Origin of the sequence: Nonomuraea sp. NPDC052129 (genome assembly GCF_040680095.1) — a bacterium.
In the GTDB taxonomy this organism is placed as follows: Bacteria; Actinomycetota; Actinomycetes; order Streptosporangiales; family Streptosporangiaceae; genus Nonomuraea.
The window spans coordinates 17,512-41,907 of the sequence record NZ_JBFAVX010000002.1 but is presented as its reverse complement, the minus strand read 5'-3'; the positions used below and the strand labels follow the sequence as shown (position 1 = coordinate 41,907).

The window sequence follows — 24,396 nt, the reverse complement described above, 5'->3', positions numbered from 1 at the left end:
GTTCAGAAGTCGAAGTCGAACGCGAGCGCGGGCAGGCCGGGCCGGGCCGAAGGCGCCCGGCCGAGCTCGCCGAGCGGCGTGTCCGGTTCGGCGAGTGCCGCGTCGAGCAAGGACAGGAACTCGTCCCGGAACGTCTCCACGGTGGGGCGCAGGAAGAGGTTCGTGGCGTACGCCAGCCGGGCCTCGTACCCGTCGGGTGAGTCCTCGACCTGCAGGTCCAGATCGAAGATCGTGCGCCGGGTGGCCTCCGGCCGCCACCGGGGCCGAGCGCCGAGGAAGTCCACCTGGTGCAGCCCCGTGTCCTGCATCGCGAAGAACGCGTCGAAGAGCGGGTGGCGGCTGAAGTCATGCTCCCCCCGCATCGCCACCAGAGCGTCGAACGCGTGATCCTGGTGGTCCCCGGCAGCCAGCGCGTGCCGGGCCACGGCTCGCAGATACGCGCGGAACGGCAGCTCGGGGGCCGGGTACGCGCGCAGGCACAGGGTGTTGACGAACATCCCCTGAACCCGGTCCACCCCCGGCAGGTGCCGTCCGGAAAAGGGCGTCCCGACCGTCACGTCGTCGCCCCCGCTCACCTGTCCGAGGAAGACGGTGTACACGGCCAGGATCACCTGGAACGCCGTCACCCCCTCGGCGCGGGCCAGCTCCCTGACCGCGTGGCTGCGCTCCGCGCCGAACGCGAACGGCAGGTGGTCCCCCTCCGTCCGGCGGACCGCGGGCCGGGGCAGGTCGATGGGCAGGTCGAGAGGTTTGACCGGCCGCGCGAACGTCTCGGCCCAGAAGCCACGCTGGGTCTCGGACAGCGCGCGCCGCTCCGGCCCGTTCGCCCACTGCGCGAAGTCCCGGTAACGCAGCTCCACCTCGGGGAGCGGCTCGCCCCTGAGCAGCGCGGCCCACTCGGCCATCAGCAGGGCGAGCGAGCGGCCGTCGGTGAGGAGGTGGTGAATGTCCAGCACCAGCCGGGTCCCATGGTCGTGCCGCGCCAGGGCCGCACGCCACAGGGGGGCCTGATGGACGTCGAAGGCGCGGATCCACCTCTCGGTCCAGCCGTCGAGATTCGCACCGCGAAACAGTCCGACCTCATCCAGCGTCGTACAAAGCACCTCGTGAACGCGCTGGTACGGCTGCCCGTCGTCGCCCACGGCCACGTCGGTGCGCAGGATCTCGTGCCGCTCGACGAGGGTCGCCAGAGCGGCGCGCACCCGTCCGGCGTCCATCCGGCCAGGGAGGTCGACGACGATCGGCAGGTTGTACTGGGTGCTGGACGGGTCCTTGATCTGCTCGACATAGACGCCCTTCTGCTGGGGTGACAGCGGGGTCCGCTCGGTGGCCTGGTACGGACGCGGCCCCACCACGTCGGCGCCGTCCGCGGCACGGACCAGGTCGGCCAGCGCTGACACCGTACGGACCGCCAGCACGGCCGAGACCGGGCAAGCCACCCCGAACCTCTTCCGCACCCTGGCGGCCAGCCGGGTCGCGGTGAGGGAGCTGCCGCCCAGCCGGTCGAGCGGGTCGTCGACGCCGATCCCGCGCACGCCGAGGACGTCCTCCCACAGCTCGACGAGCTCTCGCTCGAGCTCGTCCCCAGCCGTCCCGCCGCCTGCGGGGATCGGCTCGGGCAGCGCGGCTCGGTCCACCTTCCCGTTGACGTTCAGCGGCAGCGCGGGCAGCACCACGATCTGGGCGGGCACCATGTGAGCGGGCAGCGCGCGCTCGATCTCCGTCCGCAGTCGCTCCGGTTCCAGGGACCGCTCGCCCGAGACGTACGCGCGCAAGTGGCCGTCGGACGAATCCGGAGCGCGCCGCTCCACCACCACCGCCTCGCGCACTCCGGGGCGGGCCAGTAGCGCGGCCTCGATCTCGGCCGGCTCGACGCGCAGACCGCGCACCTTGATCTGGTGATCCGTTCTGCCGAGGAAGTCGATCGACCCGTCGGGCAGCCTGCGCGCCCGGTCGCCCGTCCGGTAGAGGAGCTCTCCTGGCCGGAAAGGGTGGGGGACGAAGGCGCGCGCGGTCAGGTCGGGGCGCCCGTGGTAGCCGAGCGCCAACCCGTCGCCGCCGACGTACAGCTCGCCGGCGACGCCCGCTGGAAGCGGTTGCCGGTCCTGGTCGAGCACGTACGCGGTGGTATTGGGCACTGGGCGGCCGATGGGCACGCGTTCGCCGATCGGCTCGCGAACCTCGTGGCAGGTGGAGATGACCGCGTTCTCGGTCGGCCCGTACGCGTTGACGAGCCGCAGACCCGGATTGGCCCGCAGCACGGACCTGGCGTGCTTGGCCGAGAGCACGTCACCTCCCACCAGCAGGTCCCGCAGCGGCCCGAACACGGTCGGGTCCTCGTCCGCGAGCTGACCGAACAGCGCGGAGGTGAAGAGCGCCGTGGTGATACCCCCGTCCGCCAGCGCCCGCCTCAGCTCCGCGCCGTCAAGGAACGTCTCCCGATCGAGGATGTGCACGGTCCCACCGCAGAGCAGGGCGGCCCAGGTCTCCCAGACGGAAGCGTCGAAACCGGTCGCCCCGATCTGCGCGATCATGGCCGTGGAGTCGAGCCGTACATAGCCGACGCCCCGCACCAGACGGACGATGCCGCGATGCGGGACCAGCACGCCCTTGGGCCGTCCGGTGGTCCCCGAGGTGTACATCAAGTACGCGACGTCCGACGCGGGGAGGTCGGCCTCGGGTTCGTCCGCCTCGGGTTCGGCCGACCAGTCCTGGGCGTCCACCGCGATGGCCGGCCCGCGGGCCGGCTCTCGCGTGGTCAGCTCTCGCGTGGTCAGCAGGAGGCCGGTGCCGCTGTCCTCGATCAGCTGGGAGATCCGATCCGCCGGATGGGCGGGGTCCATCGGCACGTAGAACCCGCCGGCCTTCAGCACGGCGAGCGCCGCGACGATCAGGTCGGGGGTACGCGGCAGCAGCAGCGCCACAGGTTCGGCGGGACGCAGCCCATCGCGGCGTAACCTCTGGGCCAGCAGAGTGCTGCGGTGGTGCAGCTCGGCGTAGGTGAGCGTGGTGTTTCCGTGCACCACCGCCGGGTGGCCGGGCGCCGCCTCGGCCTGCTCGGCGAAGAGCCGCTCGACGCGGCTGTCTCGGGGATAGTCCGTGGCCGTGCCGTCGCTGCCGTCCAGCAGCCGATCACTCATGGGAGATCACCCCCGCGAGGCCGTTCACCGTCGGGTGCAGGTACAGCTCGCGCATCGGAAAGGCGGGCAGACCGCGGTCGCGCATGGCCGCCGCCACCCGCATGGCGTACAGGGAGTTGCCGCCGAGCTCGAAGAAGTTGTCGTCGGGACCGACAGGCACGCCGAGCACCGACTCCCACACCGCGGCGAGCGCGCCCGCCAGCTCACCTGACGGAGCCCGGATCGGCGCGGCGGGCGCGATGACCGGCACGGGAAGCCCGCGAACGTCGAGCTTGCCGTTGGCGGTGAGTGGCAGCGTGTCGAGGGGCGTGATGGTGGCGGGCAGCATGTGCTCCGGCAACACCTTGGCGGCTCGTTGCCGCATCGCCGCCGGATCGCCGCCGGCCGGCACCACGTACGCGTCGATGCGCGCTCCTGCGGCGTCCCGATCGCCGTTCAGCACCACGGCGGCCGCCGTGACGGAGGGGTCGTCCAGCAGGACGTTGCGGATCTCGTCCAGCTCGACGCGGAATCCGCGCAGCTTGACCTGGGTATCGAGACGGCCGAGGTGCTCCAGCCGGCCATCGGGCAGTAGCCTGCCCCGGTCGCCGCTGCGGTAGACGCGGCCCATCGTGAAGGGATCGGGCAGGAAGCGCTGCGCGGTCAGCTCGGGACGGTCCAGGTACTCCAGGGCGACTCCGTCTCCCCCGACGTGGATCTCGCCGGGGACGCCGCACGGCACGGGACGGCCGCGCTCGTCGAGGACGTACAGGTGCCAGCCGGGCAGGGCATGCCCCACGGACCGCGACCCGGTCATCGCCTCACGGCGGGTCACGTTCTGCGCCGTCACGTGCACCGTCGTCTCCGTGATGCCGTACATGTTGACCAGCCGGCACCGATCCTCCGGATACCGGTCGAACCAGGCCCGCAACGGCCGGGCGTCCAGCGGTTCACCGCCGAAGATCACCAGCCGGACCGCCAGCCGCTCGTCCTGCCGCCGGTCGGCCTCCATGAGCTGGGCGAACGCCGACGGCGTCTGGTTCAGCACGGTGACGCGCTCGCGCGCCAGCAGCTCGCGGAACTCCTCGGGCGAGCGAGAGACCCAGTACGGCACCACGACCAGCCGGGCACCGGTGAGCAGCGCTCCCCAGATCTCCCAGACGGAGAAGTCGAACGCGCTGGAGTGGAAGAGCGTCCAGGTGTCACCGGGACCGAGCCCGAAATCCTCACGGGTGGCCGACAGCAGGGCGATGACGTTGCGATGCGGCACCACGACGCCTTTCGGGCGCCCGGTCGAGCCCGAGGTGTAGATGACGTACGCGGCCTCACCCGGCCCCCGCCGCCCTGGACCGGCACCGCCTGCCTCGCGCCCGCAGGTCTCCAGCTCTTCGGGCCTGACCACGCTCGCCGGTCCGCCCCCGGGAAAGTCCCTGTCCGCGATGACGACGCGTAATGCGGCGTCCTGAGCCGTGAACGCCAGCCGGTCGGCCGGGTAGGCCGGATCCATGGGCACGTACACCGCGTCCGCCTTGAGCACGGCCAGCATGGCGACCACGAGATCGGGCGCGCGTCCGAGGCAGACGCCGACGCGCTCCCCCGGACGCACGCCCCGGTCGAGGAGGGCGGCGGCGAAGCGGTCGGCGCGCGCGTCCAGTTCCGCGTAGGTCAGGGAGCGGCCCTCGCAGGTGAGCGCCACCGCGTCGGGACGCTCCGCCACCCGGGAGGCGAACACGTCGTCGATCCGCTCCGGCCGCCAGTCCAGCCGCCGTAACGGACGGCCGAGGGCGACCACCTGCCGTGTCTCCGCCTCGTCCATCAGCTCGACGTCGGCGGGGACCAGGCCGGCGGGCGCGTTGGCCAGCTGCTCGTAGGCGCGGACGACGTGGCGGGCGAAGCGCCTTGCCGAGTCGGCGTCCACGTCTTCCAGCCGATGGCGTACCACCAGCTGAAGGCCGCCGTCCGGGGTGTGGCCGGGCACGATCGTGAGCGGGAACGGGGCTGTCTGGCATGGAACGTGCGTACCGGAGCCGCTGTCCGCCGGCCCGTCGGTGAGCAGACCGGCCACGACCCGGCCGCCGGTCTCCGCGAGGAGTTCGGCGTACTGCCGCCCGTCGCACCGCCCGCCGTCCGAGGCCAGCGCTTGGGCGGTCTCGGCCACCAACTCCCCTGCGGTGCGCGCGCCCGAAAGGTCCAGCGCCAGCAGGAGTCCGACGTCGAACGCTCCCAGCGCTCCTTCCGGCCGCTCGGGCACGGGGCCGAGCACGCCGACGACCGGATTCTCCTGGTTCTCGTACCGCCCGAGCACCAGCCCGACCGCCGCCGCCATCGTGGCCGGCACGTCCGGCCCGGCCTCGCGGATCGCCACGGTGACCAGGCCGGTACGGTCACCCGCCGTGTCGTCGCCACTGGCCCACGCAATGCGTCCGGAAAAATCCGCTTCCCGCCATCTTTTGAGCGTTTCGGCGTCCGCGGCGGCGTGACCTGCCTTCTCGTACGTGGCCTCCTCATACCGAGCCCGACCGGTGAGTACATCGGCCACAGTGCGCAGTGACAGGGCGTCGAGATTGGCGCGATGGGCGACGAGCACGAGGTCGGCGGGCCCGTCCGCGTAGTGCAGCAGCACCGCGCGCAGCAGGGCGCCCTCGGCGTCCAAAGGACGGTGCAGTTCGGCCTCGACGCGGCGGTCCGCCACCGCGGAGTCGCAGTCGGCCGGAACCCGCTCGTCCCAGAGCCGGGGCAGCCGGTCAGGCGTGTCCCCCCACCAGGTGCGGACCGCGCGTTCGAAGAGCCCGGCCAGCCAGGTGGCACCAACGCCATCGGGCAGCCTGACGCGCCGGGCATGGCAGTGTGCGGAGGGCGAGCGGTCCGGGGGGATGAGATCGGTTCGGGGCACGCGGTGATCTCCAGAGCGTGGTCGTGGTGAAAGTGCGGGCGTCAGCGTGCGGTGAAGCCGCCGTCGACGGTGAGTACGCTGCCGGTGACCTGCCGGGATTCGTCGGAGGCCAGCCATAAGGCGGCCGAGGCGACGTCGTCCGGCTCGATGAGGGTGTTCATGGGCTGGGCCTGCACGAAGGCCTCCTCGTGCTCGCCCACCGGCACGTCGAGCGAACGTGCGATCTCCGCCAGCATCCGGCCCTCGACCTGGGGGTCATCGCGGACGGAGCCAGGGCACAGGGCGTTGACCCGGACCTTGCGCGGGGCGTAGTCGAGCGCGACGGCCTTGGTCAGGCCGATGAGACCGTGCTTGGCGGCCACATATCCGGCGAAGTGCCGATATCCCACCAGCCCGGCGGTCGAGGCGATGTTGACGATGCTGCCGGAGCGCTGCTCGACCATCAGTTTGCCGACCGCGCGGATGGCGCGCCACGCACCGGAGAGATCGACGTCGATCATCAACTGCCACTCGTGTTCGTCGATCTCGTGCGCCATCTTGCCGGAAGGGGCGGCGATGCCGGCGTTGTTGACGAGGACGTCGATGCGGCCGAAGCGCCCGACCGCCATGGACACCGCGGCCTCGACTTCGTGCGTCTCCCGTACGTCGGCCTGCCTGGTCATGACGGAGACGCCGAACTCCCGGCAGAGTTCGGCCGTGTATTCGAGCTGACTGGCGGAGCCGAGCGCGTACGGCACCCCTGGCAGGTCGCGCGCGACGTCGAGCAGCACCAGGTCGGCGCCCTCCCGCGCGAACATCCGGGCGCTGGCCCGGCCCAGCCCGCGGGCCGCGCCGGTGATGACGGCCGTCTTCCCGGACAGGCGCATCGTCATCGCTCTTCCGGCGTCGCCAGGTCGGCGCCGATCAGCCGCAGCAGGGGAGCGGGATCATCGGCCAGGTACATGTGCCCTCCGTCGAGCTCGACGGTGTTGAACCCGGCGGTGGTGGCCCGCTCCCACTGAGCGATCAACGCCATGTCCACCAGCTCGTCGTCGAGACCGTGTACGGCGGTGATCGGTGTGGACAGCGGCTTGTCGGACTGGGGTCGGTAGCTCTCGTGCAGTTCTACGTCGGCGCGCAGCATGGGCAACAGCAGCGCCCGCATCTCCGGGTCCTCCAGGGCCGGGTGCGAGTATCCGGCGAAGGAACGGATCCGGGCCAGGAACTCCTCGTCGGCCAGGCCGGTGGCGCGACTCTCCCGCCCGTTCCACGGCCCGGGGGAACCGCTGACGTACAGGCGGGCGAGCCGCAATCCGGTCACGCCGCTGAGCCGGTGCGCGAGCTCGTACGCCAGCACCGCCCCGAGGCTGTGACCGAAGACGGCCACCCGGGAACCGGGGCCGATTCGCTGCAGCACCTGCGAGCACGCCTCGTCCGCGGCGCGGGCGGCATCGGTGTGCGGAGGTTCGACGAAACGCTCCTCACGGCCGGGCAGTTGCACCGGCAGGATGCTCAGGCCCTCGGCCAGGTAGCGCTGCCATCCCTTGAAGAAGGAGGCGCCGGCCCCGGCGAAGGGCAGGCAGATGAGGTAGGTGGGTTCCATGATCCGTTCTCCCGTCTGTAGACGGTGTCTCGGCTGTGGGGGGGTAGGTCGCATCGCCCGTCACGGCGTCGATGGTCACGGCGCTGCGAACAGTCGCGAAACGTCACCGAACGTATGCATCCTTGATCGACAACGTCAAGATCCACATCTCTGATCTAACAAACACTTAAGGTTCGGATGTGATGCGCGGGGCCATACTCATCACCGGACGTCCTTGATCTTCGGATCTCTGGCCGAACATCCGTCCGCATGCCACAATGCGGGGCACCGCAGCGATCATGACCACATGACCCGATGCCGCCTGCCCTACCGGGAGCCGCATGGGAGGGGGACCTCGAGCGCTTCCTGCGTCTGCGGATCAAGAACAGCGCGACGCATGAAGGGGAGTACATGGACCTAGCCGCTGAGGGCGACGCGCTGTCGCAGCTCATCACGACGATCATGAACGCCATGAGGGCCGCGGGCAACGACAACGACGAACGCCAGCTGGCGCAGATGTCCGAGGCGTGCAAGGAGTTGGCCGCCAGTCTGGACACCGTGGGCGACAAGAACATCGACCCGGCCGTGCAAAAGGGCCGCAAGCAGTGGACCGGCGACGCGGCCACGCACTACCAGGAGATGGTCGACACCTACTTCGACCCGGCCGAACGGAAGGCGCTGGTCAAGAGCCTCGGCCACGTGTCGGAAGTGCTCCTCATGGCCAAGGAGGCGACCCACGAGACCAAACGGGCGTTCCGGGAGCTGCTGAAATCCATCCTCCAGGCGCTGGCGATCAGCGTGGCCCTGTCCATGTTCACGGGCGTGATGGGCAGGTGGGCCGCGTGGGTCGCCAGAGCCAAGATCGCCGCCCAGGGCGCCGGCCTCGCGGCCACCATCCTGGCGCGGCTGATCTGGTTTCTCAAAAAGGTCGCCGTACCCCTGCGCAAGCTGGCCGAGCTGATGAAGAGGAGCAAGGCGCTCAGGAGGGGCCTGACGGTCTTCAAGTCGCAGAACTGGGTGCTGAACGGCACGCAGGGCATGAGTTTCGGCAAGACGGCCCTGACGTCCTTCAAGAGCTACGCCAAGATGTTCGGCCTCCAGCTGGGCGCCGGCCAGTTCATGTTCGTGGGCCTGGGCCGGGAGCTCAAGGGCCAGTCGTTCTTCGCGCCCTTCGGCCTCCAATACGCGCAGATGGTGAATTCCGCGGCGATATCGTCGGCCTTCCCCTGGGGCCGCGTCGGCTGGGACAAGGCAAAGAAGGCGTACGGCGCCAAGGCCCTCTTCGCGGCAGGAGCCATGACCGGAACGGGCTACACGATCATCAACGACAGGCTCGAAGGCAAGACGCTGGGGCAAATGGTCAAGGACATCGGGAAGGTGGCGGTGCTGAACGGCGGCTGGGGCGCCCTGAACGGTGCCGCCCTCAAAAAGATCGGCATCACCGGCGACTTCCAGGTCCAGCTCTTCAACTCCACCGGCGCGATCATTCCCGGCACCGCCCTGCGCAACCTTCCCCCACCCATCGGCGTCCCCTTCAAACAGACGGAGCCGCCGGCGCACATCGACCATAAGAAGTACCCGCAGCCTGATGCTCCCCCATTGATGGACCGCCGGCCAGCGCCCCCCGTCACCCCCGCCCCCCAGCAATCGTCACACCAGGTCGCAGGGCAGGACACGCTGGCCGACATCGCGAAGCGGGTCTACGGCAGCGAAAAATACTGGCCCGAAATCTACAACGCCAACCGCGACGTCATCGGTTCGGACCCCAATGCCCTGAAACCAGGTACGAAACTGAAACTCCCGGATCTGAAATAACCGACTGGAGCGCGCGATGACCGGAAAGAGCCAGGAAGTCGGATATTCCACGGACGACCTGAAGAAAGGAGGAAAGGCCACCGACGAATCGACGAGCCTGCTGTCCACTCCCCGAAACGCTTTCGCCGAGTCGGCCAGGCCGACGTCCACCTGCTTCGGCCTGCTCCCCGAGGGATCCCAGGAACTGGCCGACGACTATCTGAAGTTCTACACCAACACCATCGACTGGATGGACTCCCTGATGTGGAACCTGAACAACGCGGGCCTGACTCTGAACCAGACCGGAAAGAACTACGACCGGACCAACCCGACCGGATAAGCCCCCAAAGGGAGAACATGAGTTCCGTCGACCCCAAAAATATCTACCAGGACGAACTCCACCGAATCTCAGAAGAAGCCGAACAGGCACACAGCCGCCTGAAGAAAGCCGGTGGCGGCTTCAAGGACGTCTACGGCGCCGGCGAGAGCGCCGACGGCAAGATCAGGGCCCGTACCGACTCCGGCGGCCGCATCACCGAGGTGCGCCTCGACCCACGCGCCATGAAACTGAGCAGCCAGGACCTCGGCGAGGAGATCACCCTCGCGGTGCGGCGCGCACAGGACGACTGCGAGAGAAACCACGAGGATCTGCTACGCGACGCCGTCGGCCGGACGCCACCGTCCCCTGACGCGGCCATGGAACAGTTCGAGGAGGTCATGCACTCCTTCAATCGCGCCATGAACAATCGAGAGAGCCGAATCGACCAGATCCTGCGGGAAATGGACCAGTAAGTCGACCGCGCCACACCGTGCTCAGGGGGCGCGGTCGACTGAGAACGGTCAGCGCGACGCGCGGTTGACCGCCGAGATGATCGCCTTGAGCGAGGCCGTCGTGGTGTTGGCGTCGACCCCCACCCCCCACAGCACCCGGCCGTCGACGTCGCACTCCAGGTACGAGGCCGCCTTCGCGTCGCTGCCCGCGCTCATCGCATGCTCCACATAGTCGAGCACCCGCACCCGGATGCCCACCTTGGCGATCGCGTCGATGAAGGCCGAGATCGGGCCGTTGCCCACGCCTTCGATCTCGCGGATCTCGCCGTCCAGTCGTACGTCGGCGCCGATGCGGTCCTTGTCGTCCCCGGCCGACTCGTGGCGGTGGGCCATCAGGCTGAGGCGGCCCCAGCGGTTGGCCGGGTTGGGCAGGTATTCGTCCCGGAAGATGGAGTACATCTCGGCCGAGCCGATCTCGCCGCCCTCGGCGTCGGTGCGTGCCTGGACGACCTTGGAGAACTCGATCTGCAGCCGTCGCGGCAGGTCCAGCTGGTGGTCGGCCTTCATGATGTAGGAGACGCCGCCCTTGCCCGACTGGCTGTTGACCCGGATGACCGCCTCATAGGTGCGGCCGATGTCCTTGGGGTCGATCGGCAGGTAGGGGACGGCCCAGGTGAACTGGTCGACCGGCACCCCGGCCGCGGCCGCGTCGGCCTCCAGATGGTCGAAGCCCTTCTTGATGGCGTCCTGGTGGGAGCCGGAGAAGGCGGTGTAGACCAGCTCGCCGCCCCACGGGTGGCGCGGGTGCACGGGCAGCTGGTTGCAGTATTCGACGACGCGGCGGATCTCGTCGATGTCGCCGAAGTCGATCTGCGGGTCGATGCCCTGGGAGAACAGGTTCATGCCCAAGGTGACCAGGCAGACGTTGCCGGTGCGCTCGCCGTTGCCGAACAGGCAGCCCTCGATGCGGTCGGCCCCGGCCATGTAGCCCAGCTCGGCGGCGGCCACGGCGCTGCCGCGGTCGTTGTGCGGGTGCAGCGACAGGACGATCGAGTCGCGGTACTTCAGGTGGCGGTGCATCCACTCGATCTGGTCGGCGTAGATGTTGGGCGTGGCCATCTCGACCGTGGCCGGCAGGTTGACGATGACCTTGCGGTCGGGCGTCGGCTGCCACACGTCGTTGACCGCGTCGCAGACCTCGACGGCGTAGTCCAGCTCGGTGCCGGTGAAGGACTCGGGCGAGTATTGGAAACGTACGTCCACGTCGGTCGCGTCGGCGAGCTTCTTGACCAGCTTGGCGCCCTCGACGGCGATGGCGGTGATGCCGTCGCGGTCCTGCCCGAACACCACCCGGCGCTGCAGCGTGGAGGTGGAGTTGTACAGGTGCACGATGGCCTGCTTGGCGCCCTCGATCGACTCGAAGGTGCGCTCGATCAGCTCGGGCCTGGCCTGGGTCAGCACCTGGATCACCACGTCGCCGGGGATCCGGTCCTCTTCGATGATCTGCCGGATGAAGTCGAAGTCGGTCTGGCTGGCCGCGGGGAAGCCGACCTCGATCTCCTTGTAGCCCATCTTCACCAGCAGCTCGAACATCTGCAGCTTGCGATGGGCGTCCATCGGGTCGATCAGTGCCTGGTTGCCGTCACGCAGGTCCACGGCGCACCATCGCGGTGCTTCGGTGATGACCCGATCAGGCCAGGTGCGATCGGTCAGCCGGATCGGTTCGAACGGCTGGTAACGCTGGAAAGGCATCGGGCTGGGCTGCTGGGCGGTCATGTCTGGAGCTCCTCGTCGGTCGAAAGAAAAGCGGCCGACGCGCATGGCTCGCTCCGCGGCGAGGGAGCCGGCCTCAGTGGCCCCCGCCGCGGCAGCTAAGAAGGAGGCCACGCAGCATGCCTTGCACGCTACCAGACGTCTCGCGGTAAACCGTCCTTGATCTCACATGATGAGAACCGACAGGCAGGTGACGCAGCCTTCCAGCTTCTCGAATTCCGAGATGTCCACCAGCGTCACCTCCAGCCCGCGTTCCTGAAGCATCTTGCAGGTCCGCGGCGCGGAGGCGGCCATCAGCACGCGGTCGCCGCCCAGCAGCACCACGTGCGCCCCCGATTCCTCGGCGGGCACGAGCAGTCCCGGCAGGTCCGCGCGATCGGGGTCGCCGATGAGCGTGCCGTCCGGCAGCGCCGTGACGGCCGACTTCAGGTGCAGGACGCCGGTCAGGTCCACGGGCACCACCTGCCGCTCCGGCAGCAACGCGGTGAGCTGGGTGATCCCCTCGTCGTTGGTCCTGGCCGACCTGCCGACGTACACGGTCCTGCCGACCTGAAGGACGTCGCCGCCGTCGAGCGTGCCGGGCCGCGCGATTCTGACGGACTTGACCCCGAGCTCCCGTACGAGGGCCGCCACGGTGTCCACCTCGGGCCGTCGCTCGATCGCCCCCGGTCTGGTCAGTACGGCCAGCCGGTCGCAGACCACCACCATGTCCTCGACGAAGGGCCCGTCGGGCAGGTCGTCGGCCGCCTCCACGTGGCGTACCTGCCACCCGGCCCCCTCCAGCGCGGCGACGTAGCGTTCGTGCTGGTCAAGGGCCCGTTCGTGGTCGACCGGTTCGCGCTCCACATGCGTGACGATGCCCTCGGAGATCCGTGGGCCGGGCTTTCTTACCAGCGCGATACCAGGCATAGGCCGTGTTCTATCACGTAGTAACTAAAGTCTTGGACATGCGTGACAACGAGATTCTCACCAAGATCAGTGATCTGGTCACCGAAGAGCACGAGTTGCGGAGCAGGCTGTCGGCGGGCGAGGTCAGCTCGGACGAGGAGCACGCGCGGGTCAGGGAGCTGGAGACGGCCCTCGACCAGTGCTGGGACCTGCTCAGGCAGCGCAGGGCGAGAAGGGACGCGGGCGAGAACCCGGACGGCGCCAAGGCCCGGCCGGTCGGCGAGGTGGAGAACTACCGGCAATGACGGGAAAACGGGCCTGATCTCACCTCTCCGTTTCCTTGATGTTAAGCGGACGTTAGATCTAGCCCGTCTCCCCTTGTCGGAAGAACCTTCTGCGGAGAGGCTCTGGCCTGCACCTACTCCCCCCAGGCCCCGCACAGGAGGTAATCCAGTGAGCCAACCCCGCGTGCCGTGGAAGGCAGTGATCGGCGGTTCCGTCGGCAATCTGGTCGAGTGGTACGACTGGTTTGTCTACAGCAGTTTCGCCGTCTATTTCGCCGCCTCCTTCTTCCCCAATGGCAACTCCACCGCACAATTGCTCAACACCGCGGGCATCTTCGCCGTGGGCTTCTTCATGCGCCCGATCGGCGGCTGGCTCCTCGGCCGCTACGCCGACACGAAGGGCCGCAAGGCGGCGCTGACCATGACGGTCACGCTGATGTCGCTGAGCGCGCTGCTGATCGCCATCGCCCCGACGTACGAGTCGGTCGGCTACTTCGGCGCCGTGGTCCTGCTGATCGCCCGCCTCCTGCAGGGCATCTCCGTGGGCGGTGAGTACGCGGCCAGCGCCACGTACCTGACGGAGGCCACCCCCGCGGGCAAGCGCGGCTTCGCCTCTAGCTTCCAGTACGTGTCGATGACCGCCGGTCAGCTCGTCGGCCTGGGCCTGCAGATCATCCTGCAGAACACGATGACCAAGGAGGCGCTCAACTCCTACGGCTGGCGCATCCCGTTCATCATCGGCGCCCTCGGCGCGGCGGTCGTGTTCTACCTGCGGCGCAACCTCCTGGAGACCGAGGCGTACGACGAGGAGGAGCAGGACAAAGACGGCGAGAAGAGCGAGCGCGGCACCATCAAGGCGCTGATGGCCCACAAGAAGGAAGCGCTGCTCGTCATCGCCCTGACCATGGGCGGCACGGTCGCGTACTACACCTACACGACCTACCTCACCAAGTACCTGGTCAACACCGCGAACCTGCCGAAGGAGACCGCGTCGCTGGTCAGCTTCTCGGCGCTGTTCATCTTCATGTTGATCCAGCCGCTCGCCGGCGGGCTGTCCGACCGGATCGGCCGGCGGCCGCTGCTGATCACGTTCGGCATCGGGTCGATGCTCGGCACCGTACCGCTCATGACCGCGCTGTCCAGCGTCTCCGGCTTCGTCGGCGCGTTCATCCTGTCGCTCGTCGGTCTGATCATCATCACCGGCTACACCTCGATCAACGCGGTGGTCAAGGCGGAACTGTTCCCGACGCACGTTCGGGCGCTCGGCGTGGCCCTGCCGTACGCCATCGCGAACGCCCTGTTCGGCGGCACGGCGGAGTACGTCGCGCTGTGGTTCAAGTCGGCGGGCGTCGAGTCCGGCTTCTACTGGTACGTCTCGGGCTGCGCCGCCGTGTCACTGGTGGTCTACCTGACCATGCGCGAGACGCGCGACGTGGCGCTCTCCCGCTCGGAGCGAGAGGGAGCGGCGGAGTCTGTCTCCGTCCGGGCCTAATCTGGCCTGATGCGAGTTCTCCTGGTCGAAGACGACGATCGACTCGCCTCCGCGCTCACCACGGCCCTCGCGCGCCATGGCCACCAGGTCGCGCGCGCGGGGCTGGCAGTCGACGCCCTCCGCCTGGCGGGGGGCGTCGACTTCGTCCTGCTGGACCTGGGCCTGCCCGACATGGATGGCCTTGAGGTGCTGCGCCGCCTGCGCCGGGTGTCGGCCGTGCCGGTCATCGTGGTGACCGCCCGCACGGAGGAGCGCGAGGTGCTCCGCGGCCTGCGGTCCGGGGCCGACGACTACCTGGTCAAGCCGTTCCGTACGGTCGAATTAATGGCCCGCATGGAGGCTGTGATGCGCAGGGGCACCCGCCCGATGCCGACGCGGGACCACGTGGTGAGCGTCGGCGATGTGCGCATCGACCTGGAGGCCAGGCAGGTCACCGTGTCGGGTGAGCAGGTGACGCTGACCAGGCGCGAGTTCGACGTGCTGGCGCTGCTGGCCCGCGAGCCTGGCGTGGTGCGCAGCCGCGAGGAGATCCTGGACGAGGTCTGGGGCGACCCGCTGCTGTCCGCCTCCCGCTCGCTCGACGTGCACGTGGCCGGGCTGCGGTCGAAGACCGGCCGCCCGCATCTGGTCGAGACGCTGCGCGGCACCGGCTACCGCCTGGGTTCCACGGCGTGAACTCCCGCCTGGTGGTCACGTTCACCACACTGATCGTGTTCCTCATCGCGGCGCTGGCGGTGCCGCTCGGCTTCGCCTACGCCTCGCACCGCACGAACCGCCTGCTGCTCGACCGCCGCGCCGACGCCACCCGCTTCGCGGAACTCGCCGACCAGGCCGCGCGCGACGACGACCGTACGGCGCTGACGGCCGAGGTCGTCCGCTACGCCGACCTGTACGGCGCGGCCATCCGCGTCCGCGACAGGGACGGCATGATCGTGGTCACGTCCGGCCGCTTCGACGGCGACGACCAGGCGGAGACCCGGCTGGCTCTGAGCGGCCGTACGACCGAGGACCTGCCCACGATCAGCCCCTTCGGCCCCGCGAAGGTCCTGCTGGCCGAGCCGGCCGGCCGGGACGCGCAGCTGTCCGGCGTCGTGCTGCTCCAGGCCCGCACCGACCAGTCACGGCTGGACGTCTCGCTCGTCTGGGGCGCGCTGGCGCTGGGCGCACTGATCGCGCTGGGCTACTCGGTGCTGGCGGCCAGACAGCTGGCCCGCTGGATCCTGCGCCCGGTGACCGAGCTCGACCGCACCACCCGGGCCATCGCGGAAGGCCACCTCGACGCCCGGGCCAATCCCGGCGGAGGGCCCTCGGAGCTGCAGCGGCTGGAGGAGCGGTTCAACGCGATGGCCGACGCGGTGTCGGGGGCGATGGAGCGGCAGCGGGCGTTCGTGGCCGACGCCTCGCACGAGCTGCGCACCCCGCTGACCGTGCTCGGGCTGCGGCTGGAGAACCTGGAGCCGCACCTACGTTCCGACGGCACCACCGAGTTCGAGGAGGCCATGGCCGAGCTCGACCGGCTGGCCCTGCTGGTGGAGGACCTGCTGGCGCTGGCCAGGGTGGAGGCGGGCGCGGGCGGCGAGACCAAGGAGATCGAGCTGCGGCCCCGGCTGGCGGTGTGGCGGGAGGTCTACCCGGCCAAGGACCTCACCCTGCGGGTGGATGTGCCGGAGATGTCGCTCGTGCCGGAGGCGGCGGCCAGGGTGGCGGACATCGCGCTCGACAACGCCCAGAAGTTCGTGCCCGCGGGCGGCACGGTGACGGTCACGCTCTCCGACGGCGTCCTGCGGGTCGCCGACGACGGGCCGGGGCTGGCCGAGGAGGAGCGGGGTGACGCGCTGGGCCGGTTCTGGCGGTCGGGCGCGCACGCGAACGTGCCGGGCAGCGGGCTGGGGCTGGCCATCGCCACCGAGCTGGCCAAGTCGTGCGGGGCGACGTTGAGCCTGCTGCCCGCCGTACCCCATGGGCTGGTCGTGGAGTTGCGGCTGGCTGAGCCGTACACGGAGCTATAACGCTTGTTCAGCCGTAGACGGACCGGTAGTAGCGGGCGGCGCCGGGGTGCAGGGGGACGATGCCGGTGCCGATGGCGTAGCGCTTGTCGAGGAGGCCGCCCGGCGCCGAGGGGGCCTGCAGGCGGTCGCGGGCGCTGAAGAGCGTCTCGGTGACGGTGTAGGCGACGTCGTTGGACAGGGCCTGGCGGCAGACCAGGTAGCTGGGCGTGCCGACGGTGCGGACCGGTTTCGAGCTGCCGTACACGCCCGCAGGGATGGTGGCGTGCTCATAGACCGGGCCATAGATGCGGCGCAGCATCGGCACGAACTGCTCCAACGAGACGATCCTGATGCCGCCGAGTGAGGCGAGCGCGGGGGTGGGCACGCCGCCCGACCAGAAGAACGCGTCGATCACGCCGTCGACGAGCGCCTTGATCGACCCGTCGAGGCCAAGCCTGGCGGTGATGTGATTATGTACCCCGGCGGCGTCGAGCACCCGTTCGGCGGTCACAGCGGTGCCCGATCCGTCGGCGCCGATGGAGACCTGCCGCCAGGCCAGGTCCTTGGGGGCGAAGATGTCCGAGTCGGCGCGTACCACCAGATGGACGTAGTTCATGTACATCCTGGCCAGCGCGGCGACGGGCTGATGGCGCACGCGTACGGCGTCGTCGGCGCTGTCGGCCAGCGAGAACCCGAGGTCCGCCCGGCCGTCGGTGAGCATGGTGAGATTCTGGACGCTGGCCGCGGTCTCGATCACCTCAACGGTGAACCCGTCGCGCCGTAACTCGGCCGCGAACCGGTCGCCGAGCGCCCCGTACGGCCCACCGGCCAACCCGGTCGCCAGCCGCAGCGAGCGTTGCTCCGAGGCGGTGACCGAGCAGCCCGCAGCGTTCAGCGCGGCGAGCGCGAGAAAGACACGGCGGGACATCGGCACAGGCTCACGTTATCGAATCAAGCAGAATGGACAATGTGACCGAACGGGACGCGCACCTTCGAATCTCCGCAGACCTGATGATGTTCCTGCCCGTGAGCCGGCGCCGCGAGCGCCACCGGATCACCATCGGCGGCAGTTCGACCCTGGGCCACCACGTGGAGTCGGCCGGCATCCCGCTGACGGAGGTCGGGCCGATGACCGTCGACGGCCGCGGCGTCGGCCCCTCCTACCAGCCCGCGGCCGGCGACCTCATCGAGGTACGGCCGGTGCCCAGACCCCAGCCGCTGCCCCGCGAACCCCGCTTCCTGCTGGACGTCCACCTGGGTACGCTCGCGCGACGGCTGCGCCTGCTCGGCCTCGACACGGCCTACCACAACGACATGGACGACCCGGCCCTGGTGGTGCAGGCCAACGAGGAGCGCCGGGTGCTGCTCACCCAGGACCGCGGCCTGCTGCGCCGCCGCGCGCTGTGGCTCGGCGCGTACGTGCGCGGCTCCCGCCCCCACGACCAACTCCGCGACCTCCTCGAACGCTTCACCCCACCGCTACGCCCGTGGACGAGGTGCACGGCCTGCAACGGCGAACTGGTCCCGGTGGAGAAGCGCGAGGTGCTGCCGGTCCTGGAGGCGGGCACCCGCCACGCCTATGACGCGTACGGGCGGTGCCAGGAGTGCGGGCACGTGTACTGGCACGGCGCCCACAGCGGCCACTTGGAGGAGATCGTGGCGACGGCCCGGCAGTGGGCGGCTACGGGCTGAGGCAAGGGTCGAACCTGTCGGCCTCGGGCAGGTAGCGCTGCCACTCCCGCTCGGTCAGCGACCGGCCGGCGCGGCGGCAGACGGCGGCCGCCACCTTGCCGCCGTCGAGCGGGAACGTCCGCACCACGCCGTCGGGCATGGCGCTGTAGAGGGTGCCGCCGTCGGCGCTGAAGGCCAGTGACCCGTCGCCCAGCGGGATCTTCTTCTGGCCGTCGAAGACCAGGCCGAGAGGCAGCCTGCTGGGCACGTCCCACAACCTGACCCGGTCCCCGTCCTCGTACGTGGCGATGGTGCGGCCGTCAGGCGACCAGGCGATCTCCTGAATCGCGCTGCCCGGCACGGCGGGGAACGCGCCGACGGGCGCCTTCAGGTCCGCGTCCCACAACGTCATCCGGTCGGGCCCCGAGAAGGCGATGAGCCGGCCATCGGGGCTGAAGGCGTGAGTGCCGCTCAACCGGCCGAGCCCCTCGGCGATCGGTAACCGGGTGCCGGTCGCCGGGTCGATGGGCTGAGGCACCACGCCGGCCACCAGCAGCCTGCTGTCAGGGCGGAAGGCGAGCGTGCCGGGGGCGGGCACGGTGGCGCGGGTGGCGGTGCCCTTCGCCAGGTTCCACAGCTCGAGGGGAGCGCCGGCGTAGCCGGGCCCGTTGGGGGAGATGGCCAGCGTTCGGCCGTCGGGGCTGAAGGCCACGTCGTCCGCATCCGCGGCCTTTACTGTGTCGAGCACGCGGGCCGTGTGCGCGTCCACGATCCGGGTGCCCGACTTGTCGCCGACGGCCAGCCGCCCACCGTCCCGGCTGAAGGCCAGTGCGGGCTCACGGCCGATGACATCGATCGGCGGCCCGAGCGGGCGCTTGGTCGCCACGTCCCACATCCGGGTCTCCCCGGGCCTCGTGATGACCACTGTGTTTCCGCCCGGCCCCAGCAACGCCTGCCCGTCAGGGGTACCCGTGGTCAGCGGCTGGTCGAACAACATGGATATGTCCACGGTGTCGATCTCGCCGGCGTCGGACTGGTAGCGCAGCACACGGTCGGCCTCGTCGAAGTGGACACCGTTGATGTGCCCTGGCAGGTCGCGCTCCAGCACGACCGGCCATCCGGCGCGCCCCCACATGATGAGCTCCCCCTGATTGGTCCAGCCCGCTAGGTAGCGGTCACCGAAGCCGAAGGCGGCATTCCGGTCCGCTTCGCCGCCGTAACGTGCCACGATCACGCCTCCGCCCGGGACGGTCCAGACGCGCATCCGTCGCTCGGCCGGCCGTGGCGCATTCTCGCTGACCATGAGCGCCCGCCCGTCGTCACTCAGACTCACGTACGTGACCTCAGTCTTGGCGGGCAGCCAGGGCGCGGGCAGCCGCTTGCCGGTGCGCAGGTTCCAGAGCTCGACCTTGCCTTGCCCGCCCGTGGACACCACGCCGACGCGGCGCGCCGGGTCCACCGCGTCGAGCCCCGCCCCCGATCCGGCGGTCAGCCGCTTCCGGGTGGCCACGTCCCAGGCGCGCTCGGCGCCGCCGGTGCCCTCGGGTACCAGCAGGGCGCGACCGGCGCGGTCGAAGGCAAGTCGACCCTGTGCCCCGGGCGTCACGAACCCACCGCCGAACGCGGCGCCGATCGCCGTGCCAGCCATCACGTCCCAGAGGCGCACATCCTTCTCCTCCAGCACGGCGAGTGTCCGCCCGTCGGGACTGAGCGCGACCTGGCGCACGGCCGTGCCTACGCCGGAGAACTCGCGGAGCAGGCGGTGCGCGCGTACGTCCCAGAGCCGCACCCGGCCCTCCTGAACAGCCGCCAGCGTGCGTCCGGTGTCGTCTAGTCCGTAGACAGTGCTCGGACTGGCATACGGGTCGGTGAAGACGTCGCTCGCCGGCCTGGACAGCGACTCGTACAGCGCGCCCCGCGTCTCGGCCAGGTCAGGGTTCAGCCGCCAGCCCGCGACGGTCAGCAGCCTCGCCAGCCGCGGGTCGCTCTCCCGCAGGTCAGCGGCCTGCAACGCGAGCGACTTGGCCAGCGCGTCGTCACGCTGTCTGCCGGACTCCCTGCGCAGGTACTCGGCCGTCCCCAGGCCGGCCAGGGCCGCCACCAGCAGTACGGCCAGCGCCGCCGCGAGCAGGCCGCGCCTCCTGGACTGGCTTCTGGTCTGCTTGGCCGCGGCGTCGAGGAACTCCCGTTCCCTCCTGGCCAGCGTGAGGTCCTTGCGTTCGGCGGCGGCCCACTGGAGTGTCCGGTCGAGGCTGGAGCCATGCAGCAGGTCGCCGGGTTTCCGGCCGTGGCCGTCCCAGAGGCCGGCCGCCTCGACCAGGCGCCGGTGCACCGGCAGCCCCTCGCGGTTGTCGGCCACCCAGGTCCGCAGCCGGGGCCATGCCTGGATCAGGGCGGGCTTGGCCAGCTCGTATGATTCGTCGGTGCTCGTCACGAGGCCCGCCGCCTCGAAGAAGGTGAGCAGGGCGGACACGGCCTCGGTCTCGGGCAGTTCGTCGCGGGTCACCGGCCTGAGTGAGCCGTCGCCGTCGAGCATGCGCAGCAGCACCTCGGGGACGGCCGCCCGCTCGGCCTCGGACAGCTCGTCGTACAGCTCCTCGGCGATCGCGCCCAGGTCGGGCTCGGCCGGGCTGCTGAGCGGGCTGGCCAGCGCCCCGCCACGAGAAAGCGGGTCGCCGTCGGCGCCGATCAGGTCCAGCAGGGCCCCGCGCGCCGAGGGCCGCGCGGCCGGGTCCTTCGTGAGCGCGCTCGCCACGAGCCGTCCGAGCGGGTCGGCCAGGTCGGCCGTGTCGGGGCGGAAGTCCATGACCTCGCCGATGACCGCGACCGGCTCGCGTACCTCGATCGCGTCCTCGCCCCGGGCCGCGAACAGCACCACCAGCCCCCACGCCCACAGGTCCGCCGCGGCCGTCGCGCCCCGCCCGGCCAGGACCTCCGGCGCCATGTAGTTGGGCGTGCCCATGACCGGGCCGGTGGTCGTCGGACCGGCCTCGCGCGCCACGCCGAAGTCGATCACCCGGGGACCGTCCGGTCCGAGGATGATGTTGTCGGGCTTGAGGTCGCGGTGCACGACGCCGGCCTGGTGGATGGCCGTCAGCGCGGTGGCCACGCCGATCGCCAGGCGCCGCAGCGTGTCACCCTCGTAGGGGCCGTGCTCGGCGATCACCTGCCGCAGGTTGGGGCCGGGCACGAACTCGCTGACGATGTACGGCTCGCCCACCTCGATGATTCTGGCCGTGCAGAACGAGGCCACCCGCGCGGCCGCCGCCGCCTCCCTGGCCAGCCTGGCCCGCGACTCGGGATCATCGAACCTGGGCACCTTGACGGCGACGCGCTCCCCCTCCTCGCCGTACGCCTCATAGACGACGCCCTGGCCACCGGCGCCCAGCCGCCCGGCGAGCCAGTAGCGGCCCAACCGGTGCGGGTCGGAGGGAGTCAGAGGGATCATCAAGTGTGTAATTGTGGTCGATGTCGCTCTGCTGAGGAAGGCCGCGTGGAATTTCGCATCATGGGTCCGCTGGAAGTGCTCGACGGCGACGACGACCGCACACCGAGCGCGCCCAAGCACCGCGACCTGCTGGCGATGTTCGTGCTCAACGCGCGCCGCCCGCTCACCGTCGGACGGCTGCGCGCGCTGCTGTGGCCGCGCGAGGGCGGCGACCGGTCCGATTCCCTGGTCCGGGGCTATGTCGGGCAGCTGCGCCAGCTCATCGGCAAGGACGTGATCACCACGGTGTCCGGCACGTACACGCTGGCCATCGGTGAGGAACAGCTCGACGTCGACCGCTTCAGGTCGCTGGTGGAGCGGGGCTCGTACCAGGAGGCGCTGGCCCTGTGGCGTGGACCGGCGCTCGAGGACCTCGACCCCGACGGGGAGCGCTGGGTGGAGACGCGGCGGCTGCGCGAGGAGCTGGAGGAGCTGCGGCTGTTCGCCCTGGAACGCCGGGTGCAGCTCGACCTCGACGCCGGCCGCCACCGGGAGCTGCTGTCGGAGCTGCGGCGGCTGGCCGGGCAGCATCCGCTCTGGCAGCGCTTCCGCGGCCAGTACATGCTCGCGCTCTACCGGAGCGGGCGGCGGGCGGAGGCCCTCGACGCGTACGCGGCGTTACGTGAGGCGCTCGACGACGGCCACGCGATCGAACCCGACTCCGACCTGCAGCTGCTCTATCACCGCATGCTGCACGACGACGTGTCGCTGCACGTCTCGGCGGGGCCGCCGGTGCTGCTGCCGCACGACGTGACCGGGTTCACCGGCCGCGCCGACCTCCTCGATCTTGTGGCGGGCGAGCCGATGGCGGGCGGACAGGTCGTGGTGCACGGGCAGGCGGGCGCGGGCAAGTCGGCGCTGGCCGTGCACGTCGCCTGGCGGGAGCGCGAACGCTTCCCCGACGGGATCCTCTACGCCGACCTGCGCGAGACGACGGCGCCCGCGGCGGTGCTCGAGGACTTCCTGCGCTGGCTGGGCTGCCCGGCCCAGGCCGTCCCCGCCTCCCTCGACGGACGAGAGCGACTTTTCCGTACGTACGCGGCCAACCGCCGGCTGCTGGTGCTGCTCGACAACGCGTCGGCCGAGAGCCAGGTGCGGCCGCTGCTGACGTCCTGCCCCACGGTGGTCACCAGCCGTTCCTCCCTCGGCGGCCTGTCCGGCGCGACCCGCGTGTCCGTGGGCGTGCTCGGCGAGGAGGACGCGCTCGACCTGCTCGTCCGCACCTCCGGCCGGGTGGCCGACCAGGCGCTGGGCAGGCTGGCCAGGTTCTGCGGCGGGCTGCCGATCGCGCTGCGCATCGCCGGGTCCCGGCTGGCCGCCCGGCCGGGCTGGACCGTCGACTACCTGGTCGGCCTGCTGGAGGACGAGCATGAGCGGCTCGACGGGCTGCGCTCCGGCGATCAGGCCGTACGCAGCGTGCTCGCCATCGGCTACGACGGCCTGCCCGACCCCGCCAAGGCCACACTGCGCGGGCTCGGCGCGCTGTCGGCGCCGGACTTCGCGGACTGGGTGGCGGAGCTGTTCGGCGGGCAGGCCGAGGCGCTGGTCGACGCCGGGCTGCTGGAGACGCACGTGGTCGACGTGGCCGGGCAGGTGCGCTACCGGCTGCACGACCTGACCCGCCTGTTCGCCCGCGAGCAAGCGAGCCAGGGCGCGCCGGACGCGCTCGTACGGCTGATGGACATGGTCCTGGCCAGGGTACGGTCCTCGCGCTTCTCGCTGGTCTCCGGCGATCCGGGCACCCTCGTGGCGACCAGGGACATCAGGGAGTCGGTCGAGTGGCTCGCCGCCGAGCGGGCCTTCCTGGTCAGCCTGGTCTCCGACCTCCATCAGGCCGGCCTCGACGACGGCTGCCGGCGGCTCGCCCACCTGCTCGGGCCGTACCTCGAACGCCACCGCTTCCTCGACGACTGGCGCCACATCACGGCGGCGGCGCTGGAGTCTGCGCGGCGCGCGGGCGACACCATGGGCGAGGCGCTGATCCTGCGTGACCTGGGCGACCTGCACCTGGCCGAACGGGAGTGGGACCTGGCGCACGACCGGCTCAGGCTGGCGCTCGGCATGTTCCTGCGCGAGGGACGCACCCGCGACGTCAACCAGACCAGGCGGCGCCTCGGCCGTGTCCACCTCGAACGCGACCGGCTGCCCGAGGCCGAGCGCGCCCTGCTCGGCTGCCTGAAGGCGGCGGAGAACGATCGCGACGCCGCCGAAGCGCTGCGCGTGCTGGGCGTGGTCCTGCACCGCGCGGGCCGCCTCGACGAGGCCGCGGACCGCCTCCAGACCGCCGCCGGCCACCTCGCCGCGCTCGGCGACCGCTACCGGCAGGCCGACACGCTCCTGGATCTGTCCTCGGTACGGCTGGCGCAGCACGCGGTCCCCGACGCGAGGACGGCCGCCGAGACGGCCAGAGGAATCGCAGTACGGCTCGGCGACCAGCTGCTCGACGCGTACGCCCTGCTCGCCCTGGCCCGGGTGAACCAGGCGGAGGGCGCGGCGGAGCGCGCCAGGGAGCTGGCGGGGTCGGCGCTGGCGGTCTTCGAGGCGCTGGAGGACGATCTGGGCCGTTCCCAAGCGCTGCCCATGGTGGGGTGAAGCATGGTGGGCTGAGACGGGTGGGCCGACCGGAAACCGACTCGACATCCCCCGGCAACATCGCGGAAACGGCCGGTTCTTAA

17 protein-coding genes are annotated in these 24,396 nt (G+C 70.5%); 9 read left to right on the top strand and 8 right to left on the bottom strand.

Features of this window, described 5'->3' with window-relative positions:
• Positions 1-2: 2 nt before the first annotated feature.
• Genes AB0L53_RS05090 through AB0L53_RS05075 form a run of 4 tightly spaced genes read right to left on the bottom strand, consistent with a single transcriptional unit; the run spans position 3 to position 7,594 of the window.
• Positions 3-3,140 carry an amino acid adenylation domain-containing protein gene (locus AB0L53_RS05090; RefSeq protein ID WP_363990494.1) on the bottom strand — a complete coding sequence of 1,046 codons (3,138 nt, stop codon included), beginning with the start codon at positions 3,138-3,140 and terminating at the stop codon, positions 3-5.
• Complete coding sequence (locus AB0L53_RS05085) at positions 3,133-6,012, bottom strand: amino acid adenylation domain-containing protein (protein WP_363990491.1); 2,880 nt, start codon at positions 6,010-6,012, stop codon at positions 3,133-3,135. Before AB0L53_RS05085 ends, AB0L53_RS05090 begins: the two co-directional genes overlap by 8 nt.
• 41 nt (positions 6,013-6,053) lie before the next feature.
• Positions 6,054-6,884, bottom strand: coding sequence for a mycofactocin-coupled SDR family oxidoreductase (locus AB0L53_RS05080; protein ID WP_363990488.1), 831 nt, complete (start codon positions 6,882-6,884; stop codon positions 6,054-6,056).
• Positions 6,881-7,594 carry an alpha/beta fold hydrolase gene (locus tag AB0L53_RS05075; RefSeq protein WP_363990485.1) on the bottom strand — a complete coding sequence of 238 codons (714 nt, stop codon included), beginning with the start codon at positions 7,592-7,594 and terminating at the stop codon, positions 6,881-6,883. The genes AB0L53_RS05080 and AB0L53_RS05075 overlap by 4 nt, the downstream gene beginning before the upstream one ends.
• 390 nt (positions 7,595-7,984) lie before the next feature.
• On the opposite strand from AB0L53_RS05075, the gene AB0L53_RS05070 reads away from it, so the two are divergent.
• From AB0L53_RS05070 to AB0L53_RS05060, 3 genes are read left to right on the top strand one after another with little or no spacing between them, the layout of a single operon-like run.
• The gene (locus tag AB0L53_RS05070; protein ID WP_363990483.1) at positions 7,985-9,388 is read left to right on the top strand and encodes a hypothetical protein; all 1,404 of its coding nucleotides are present in this window, start codon (positions 7,985-7,987) and stop codon (positions 9,386-9,388) included.
• Between the two features lie 16 nt (positions 9,389-9,404).
• Positions 9,405-9,707 (top strand): hypothetical protein, encoded by a 303-nt coding sequence (locus AB0L53_RS05065; protein ID WP_363990480.1) that lies wholly within the window; start codon positions 9,405-9,407, stop codon positions 9,705-9,707.
• A 17-nt stretch (positions 9,708-9,724) separates the two neighbouring features.
• Positions 9,725-10,159, top strand: coding sequence for a YbaB/EbfC family nucleoid-associated protein (locus tag AB0L53_RS05060; protein ID WP_363990477.1), 435 nt, complete (start codon positions 9,725-9,727; stop codon positions 10,157-10,159).
• 48 nt (positions 10,160-10,207) lie between these two features.
• Here AB0L53_RS05060 and leuA read toward each other — a convergent pair whose 3' ends face one another.
• Together leuA and ddaH are read right to left on the bottom strand one after the other, a co-directional pair.
• Positions 10,208-11,914 carry a 2-isopropylmalate synthase gene (gene leuA, locus AB0L53_RS05055; RefSeq protein WP_357947329.1) on the bottom strand — a complete coding sequence of 569 codons (1,707 nt, stop codon included), beginning with the start codon at positions 11,912-11,914 and terminating at the stop codon, positions 10,208-10,210.
• 162 nt (positions 11,915-12,076) lie between these two features.
• The gene (gene ddaH / locus AB0L53_RS05050) at positions 12,077-12,820 is read right to left on the bottom strand and encodes a dimethylargininase (RefSeq protein WP_363990474.1); all 744 of its coding nucleotides are present in this window, start codon (positions 12,818-12,820) and stop codon (positions 12,077-12,079) included.
• 38 nt (positions 12,821-12,858) lie between these two features.
• On the opposite strand from ddaH, the gene AB0L53_RS05045 reads away from it, so the two are divergent.
• The 4 genes from AB0L53_RS05045 (at position 12,859) to AB0L53_RS05030 (ending at position 16,584) form a co-directional block, all read left to right on the top strand.
• Entirely contained in the window at positions 12,859-13,104 is a 246-nt protein-coding gene (locus AB0L53_RS05045; protein ID WP_363990472.1) for a DUF2630 family protein, read from the top strand.
• 148 nt (positions 13,105-13,252) lie between these two features.
• Positions 13,253-14,575 (top strand): MFS transporter, encoded by a 1,323-nt coding sequence (locus AB0L53_RS05040; RefSeq protein ID WP_363990469.1) that lies wholly within the window; start codon positions 13,253-13,255, stop codon positions 14,573-14,575.
• Positions 14,576-14,584: 9 nt separating this feature from the next.
• Complete coding sequence (locus AB0L53_RS05035) at positions 14,585-15,250, top strand: response regulator transcription factor (RefSeq protein ID WP_357947318.1); 666 nt, start codon at positions 14,585-14,587, stop codon at positions 15,248-15,250.
• The gene (locus AB0L53_RS05030; protein WP_363990465.1) at positions 15,247-16,584 is read left to right on the top strand and encodes a HAMP domain-containing sensor histidine kinase; all 1,338 of its coding nucleotides are present in this window, start codon (positions 15,247-15,249) and stop codon (positions 16,582-16,584) included. Before AB0L53_RS05035 ends, AB0L53_RS05030 begins: the two co-directional genes overlap by 4 nt.
• A gap of 7 nt (positions 16,585-16,591) precedes the next feature.
• On the opposite strand, the gene AB0L53_RS05025 is transcribed toward AB0L53_RS05030, so the two are convergent.
• Positions 16,592-17,491 carry a TAXI family TRAP transporter solute-binding subunit gene (locus AB0L53_RS05025; RefSeq protein ID WP_363990462.1) on the bottom strand — a complete coding sequence of 300 codons (900 nt, stop codon included), beginning with the start codon at positions 17,489-17,491 and terminating at the stop codon, positions 16,592-16,594.
• Positions 17,492-17,523: 32 nt separating this feature from the next.
• Here AB0L53_RS05025 and AB0L53_RS05020 point away from each other — a divergent pair, with 32 nt between their 5' ends.
• Entirely contained in the window at positions 17,524-18,255 is a 732-nt protein-coding gene (locus AB0L53_RS05020; RefSeq protein WP_363990459.1) for a Mut7-C RNAse domain-containing protein, read from the top strand.
• Here the strand turns inward: AB0L53_RS05020 and AB0L53_RS05015 are convergent.
• Positions 18,245-21,682 (bottom strand): WD40 repeat domain-containing serine/threonine-protein kinase, encoded by a 3,438-nt coding sequence (locus AB0L53_RS05015; protein WP_363991926.1) that lies wholly within the window; start codon positions 21,680-21,682, stop codon positions 18,245-18,247. The genes AB0L53_RS05020 and AB0L53_RS05015 overlap by 11 nt on opposite strands.
• 45 nt (positions 21,683-21,727) lie before the next feature.
• Between AB0L53_RS05015 and AB0L53_RS05010 the strand changes: the two genes are divergently transcribed.
• Entirely contained in the window at positions 21,728-24,313 is a 2,586-nt protein-coding gene (locus AB0L53_RS05010; RefSeq protein WP_363990456.1) for a BTAD domain-containing putative transcriptional regulator, read from the top strand.
• Positions 24,314-24,396: the final 83 nt, after the last annotated feature.

What these genes read in the sequence shown, in the direction of transcription:
- AB0L53_RS05090 (WP_363990494.1), bottom strand. Translation starts at nt 3,140, where the DNA reads ATGAGTGATCGGCTGCTGGACGGCAGCGACGGCACGGCCACGGACTAT.
- AB0L53_RS05080 (WP_363990488.1), bottom strand. Translation starts at nt 6,884, where the DNA reads ATGACGATGCGCCTGTCCGGGAAGACGGCCGTCATCACCGGCGCGGCC.
- AB0L53_RS05075 (WP_363990485.1), bottom strand. Translation starts at nt 7,594, where the DNA reads ATGGAACCCACCTACCTCATCTGCCTGCCCTTCGCCGGGGCCGGCGCC.
- AB0L53_RS05070 (WP_363990483.1), top strand. Translation starts at nt 7,985, where the DNA reads ATGGACCTAGCCGCTGAGGGCGACGCGCTGTCGCAGCTCATCACGACG.
- AB0L53_RS05065 (WP_363990480.1), top strand. Translation starts at nt 9,405, where the DNA reads ATGACCGGAAAGAGCCAGGAAGTCGGATATTCCACGGACGACCTGAAG.
- AB0L53_RS05060 (WP_363990477.1), top strand. Translation starts at nt 9,725, where the DNA reads ATGAGTTCCGTCGACCCCAAAAATATCTACCAGGACGAACTCCACCGA.
- leuA (WP_357947329.1), bottom strand. Translation starts at nt 11,914, where the DNA reads ATGACCGCCCAGCAGCCCAGCCCGATGCCTTTCCAGCGTTACCAGCCG.
- ddaH (WP_363990474.1), bottom strand. Translation starts at nt 12,820, where the DNA reads ATGCCTGGTATCGCGCTGGTAAGAAAGCCCGGCCCACGGATCTCCGAG.
- AB0L53_RS05045 (WP_363990472.1), top strand. Translation starts at nt 12,859, where the DNA reads ATGCGTGACAACGAGATTCTCACCAAGATCAGTGATCTGGTCACCGAA.
- AB0L53_RS05035 (WP_357947318.1), top strand. Translation starts at nt 14,585, where the DNA reads ATGCGAGTTCTCCTGGTCGAAGACGACGATCGACTCGCCTCCGCGCTC.
- AB0L53_RS05025 (WP_363990462.1), bottom strand. Translation starts at nt 17,491, where the DNA reads ATGTCCCGCCGTGTCTTTCTCGCGCTCGCCGCGCTGAACGCTGCGGGC.
- AB0L53_RS05020 (WP_363990459.1), top strand. Translation starts at nt 17,524, where the DNA reads ATGGACAATGTGACCGAACGGGACGCGCACCTTCGAATCTCCGCAGAC.
- AB0L53_RS05015 (WP_363991926.1), bottom strand. Translation starts at nt 21,682, where the DNA reads ATGATCCCTCTGACTCCCTCCGACCCGCACCGGTTGGGCCGCTACTGG.